Consider the following 3,447-nt stretch of genomic DNA (forward strand, 5'->3'; position numbering starts at 1 on the left):
ACACCCTGCCTATCAACGTTCTAGTCTTGAACAACCCTTTAGGGCACTTAAAGTGCCAGGGAAGACTCATCTCAGGGCTCGCTTCGCGCTTAGATGCTTTCAGCGCTTATCGATTCCGAACTTAGCTACCGGGCAATGCCACTGGCGTGACAACCCGAACACCAGAGGTTCGTCCACTCCGGTCCTCTCGTACTAGGAGCAGCCCCCTTCAATCTTCCAACGCCCACGGCAGATAGGGACCGAACTGTCTCACGACGTTCTAAACCCAGCTCGCGTACCACTTTAAATGGCGAACAGCCATACCCTTGGGACCGACTTCAGCCCCAGGATGTGATGAGCCGACATCGAGGTGCCAAACACCGCCGTCGATATGAACTCTTGGGCGGTATCAGCCTGTTATCCCCGGAGTACCTTTTATCCGTTGAGCGATGGCCCTTCCATTCAGAACCACCGGATCACTATGACCTACTTTCGTACCTGCTCGAATTGTCATTCTCGCAGTCAAGCGGGCTTATGCCATTGCACTAACCACACGATGTCCAACCGTGTTTAGCCCACCTTCGTGCTCCTCCGTTACTCTTTGGGAGGAGACCGCCCCAGTCAAACTACCCACCAGGCACTGTCCGCAATCCCGATAAGGGACCTACGTTAGAACATCAAGCATACAAGGGTGGTATTTCAAGGTTGACTCCACCGCATCTGGCGACGCGGTTTCAAAGTCTCCCACCTATCCTACACATGTAGGGTCAATGTTCAGTGCCAAGCTGTAGTAAAGGTTCACGGGGTCTTTCCGTCTAGCCGCGGGTACACTGCATCTTCACAGCGATTTCAATTTCACTGAGTCTCGGGTGGAGACAGCGTGGCCATCATTACGCCATTCGTGCAGGTCGGAACTTACCCGACAAGGAATTTCGCTACCTTAGGACCGTTATAGTTACGGCCGCCGTTTACCGGGGCTTCGATCAAGAGCTTCGACCGAAGTCTAACCCCATCAATTAACCTTCCGGCACCGGGCAGGCGTCACACCGTATACGTCATCTTACGATTTTGCACAGTGCTGTGTTTTTAATAAACAGTTGCAGCCACCTGGTATCTGCGACTCCTAGTAGCTCCATCCGCAAGGGACTTCACCGCCAAGAGCGTACCTTCTCCCGAAGTTACGGTACCATTTTGCCTAGTTCCTTCACCCGAGTTCTCTCAAGCGCCTTGGTATTCTCTACCCGACCACCTGTGTCGGTTTGGGGTACGATTTCTTATAATCTGAAGCTTAGAGGCTTTTCCTGGAAGTATGGCATCAATGACTTCACACCCGTAGGTGCTCGACATCGTGTCTCAGCCTAACAAGAGTCCGGATTTACCTAAACTCTTAGCCTACGCACTTGAACCTGGACAACCGTCGCCAGGCCCACCTAGCCTTCTCCGTCCCCCCATCGCAATTATAAGAAGTACGGGAATATTAACCCGTTTCCCATCGACTACGCTTTTCAGCCTCGCCTTAGGGGTCGACTTACCCTGCCCCGATTAACGTTGGACAGGAACCCTTGGTCTTCCGGCGTGGGAGTTTTTCACTCCCATTATCGTTACTCATGTCAGCATTCGCACTTCTGATACGTCCAGCAGCCCTTACAGACCACCTTCAACCGCTTACAGAACGCTCCCCTACCCCACACACCTAAGTGTGCAGCCGCAGCTTCGGTTTATTACTTAGCCCCGTTACATCTTCCGCGCAGGCCGACTCGACCAGTGAGCTATTACGCTTTCTTTAAATGATGGCTGCTTCTAAGCCAACATCCTGGCTGTCTGAGCCTTCCCACATCGTTTCCCACTTAGTAATAATTTGGGACCTTAGCTGGCGGTCTGGGTTGTTTCCCTCTTCACGACGGACGTTAGCACCCGCCGTGTGTCTCCCGGATAGTACTTACTGGTATTCGGAGTTTGCAAAGGGTTGGTAAGTCGGGATGACCCCCTAGCCTTAACAGTGCTCTACCCCCAGTAGTATTCGTCCGAGGCTCTACCTAAATAGATTTCGGGGAGAACCAGCTATCTCCGAGTTTGATTGGCCTTTCACCCCTAGCCACAAGTCATCCGCTAATTTTTCAACATTAGTCGGTTCGGTCCTCCAGTTGATGTTACTCAACCTTCAACCTGCCCATGGCTAGATCACTCGGTTTCGGGTCTATATCCAGAGACTGTGTCGCCCAGTTAAGACTCGGTTTCCCTACGGCTCCCCTAAACGGTTAACCTTGCCACTGAATATAAGTCGCTGACCCATTATACAAAAGGTACGCAGTCACACCACGAAGGTGCTCCTACTGCTTGTACGTACACGGTTTCAGGTTCTATTTCACTCCCCTCACAGGGGTTCTTTTCGCCTTTCCCTCACGGTACTGGTTCACTATCGGTCAGTCAGTAGTATTTAGCCTTGGAGGATGGTCCCCCCATATTCAGACAGGATATCACGTGTCCCGCCCTACTCGATTTCACTGATTATGATGCGTCGGTTACGGGGCTATCACCCTTTGCTGCGACACTTTCCAGAGTCTTCACCTGCATCATTAAAAGCTTAAGGGCTAATCCAATTTCGCTCGCCGCTACTTTCGGAATCTCGGTTGATTTCTCTTCCTTCGGGTACTTAGATGTTTCAGTTCCCCGAGTTCGCCTCGTTACGCTATGTATTCACGTAACGATACTAGCTTATGCTAGTGGGTTTCCCCATTCGGAAATCCCAGACTCAAAAGACTTTTACTGTCTAATCTGGGCTTATCGCAAGTTAATACGTCCTTCATCGCCTCTGACTGCCAAGGCATCCACCGTGTACGCTTAGTCACTTAACCATACAACCCGAAAGGGTCTTATGTATGGCAACTAACCAAGGTTTTTGGTTGTCATTAAGAAGGGTTAATTCCTATTCACTGTTTGCCGGACTCAATAATGGAACAATGTAACCATTGTTCCGAATACAAGACACTTGAATGTGTTTGTGTGTTTATCAATGAAGATAAACATTGAGAACTTTTAAATTTGATTTGAGTTACTCGTAAGTAATCAAATCAGTCAGCTTTCCAAATTGTTAAAGAGCAATATCTAACTTAATAGACATTTTCTAAAGACTTTATCGTCAGAAAATCCAACCAACTTCTCGCGAACTGGTTTGGATAACATAAATAAAATACTTAGAGAATGGTGGGCGATACCGGGCTCGAACCAGTGACCCCCTGCTTGTAAGGCAGGTGCTCTCCCAACTGAGCTAATCGCCCACATTAAGTTTTAATTCTTCAGTGGAGAAGAATGGTGGGTCGTGCAGGATTCGAACCTGCGACCAATTGATTAAAAGTCAACTGCTCTACCAACTGAGCTAACGACCCAATGGTATCCCGTAGGGGAGTCGAACCCCTGTTACCGCCGTGAAAGGGCGGTGTCCTAGGCCTCTAGACGAACGGGACACTG

The 3,447-nt window shown here is 49.7% G+C and carries 3 tRNA genes and 1 rRNA gene; all 4 read right to left on the bottom strand.

Features of this window, described 5'->3' with window-relative positions:
- Positions 1-2,834 (bottom strand): 23S ribosomal RNA (locus tag FCV43_RS19340); the annotation flags it as partial.
- A gap of 347 nt (positions 2,835-3,181) precedes the next feature.
- Positions 3,182-3,257 (bottom strand) — tRNA-Val (locus tag FCV43_RS19345).
- 32 nt (positions 3,258-3,289) lie between these two features.
- Positions 3,290-3,365: transfer RNA gene (locus FCV43_RS19350), tRNA-Lys, on the bottom strand.
- A 2-nt stretch (positions 3,366-3,367) separates the two neighbouring features.
- Positions 3,368-3,443: transfer RNA gene (locus FCV43_RS19355), tRNA-Glu, on the bottom strand.
- Positions 3,444-3,447: the final 4 nt, after the last annotated feature.

Origin of the sequence: Vibrio genomosp. F6, assembly GCF_005146325.1 — a bacterium.
Classification (GTDB): domain Bacteria; phylum Pseudomonadota; class Gammaproteobacteria; order Enterobacterales; family Vibrionaceae; genus Vibrio; species Vibrio cortegadensis.